The organism is Gilvimarinus gilvus (assembly GCF_030518155.1).
GTDB lineage: Bacteria > Pseudomonadota > Gammaproteobacteria > Pseudomonadales > Cellvibrionaceae > Gilvimarinus > Gilvimarinus gilvus.
In genome coordinates, this window is sequence record NZ_JAULRU010000268.1 from 1 (window position 1) to 453 (window position 453).

Annotated in this window: 1 protein-coding gene; it reads right to left on the reverse strand. The window is 51.2% G+C overall.

Translation table 11 applies throughout. The features are described from left to right. Positions 1 to 109: 109 nt before the first annotated feature. Positions 110 to 453 (reverse strand): IS200/IS605 family transposase (gene tnpA, locus QWI17_RS04735; RefSeq protein ID WP_302721368.1); only part of this gene is annotated, 344 nt, incomplete at its 5' end.

The following is a 453-nucleotide window of genomic DNA, read 5'->3' on the forward strand; positions in this document are numbered from 1 at the left end:
TGCTATTATTAATATCTACGGTATCGAAGTCAGCCTAGTTGACCGAAATGCGCGGCAAGCCCCGTACTTCTAGTGCGGGGAAGGATAGCGTGGGAGGCGTTAGCCTCCCTTAGTGTGGACGGGTCTGTTGTTCGATGTACCGACGTATCACCGAGATAGGTGCACCGCCAACGCTTCCCGCGTAGTAGCTAGGACTCCATAAAGCGTTTTTCATGTACGCGGGTTTTAGTAACTCAGGGTGAAGTTGCTTCAGCCTCCTACTCGAAACCCCTTTTAAGCTGTTCACCAGCTTTGAAACGGAAACCTTTGGCGGGAAGTTCACTAACAGATGTACGTGATCAGCCTCACCGTTGAACTCCACCAGTTCCGTTTCAAAGTCGTTACACACGCTGCGAAAGAGGCTTTCCAGCGAACTCAGATGCTCGTCGGTAAAAACGCTGCCTCGGTACTTCG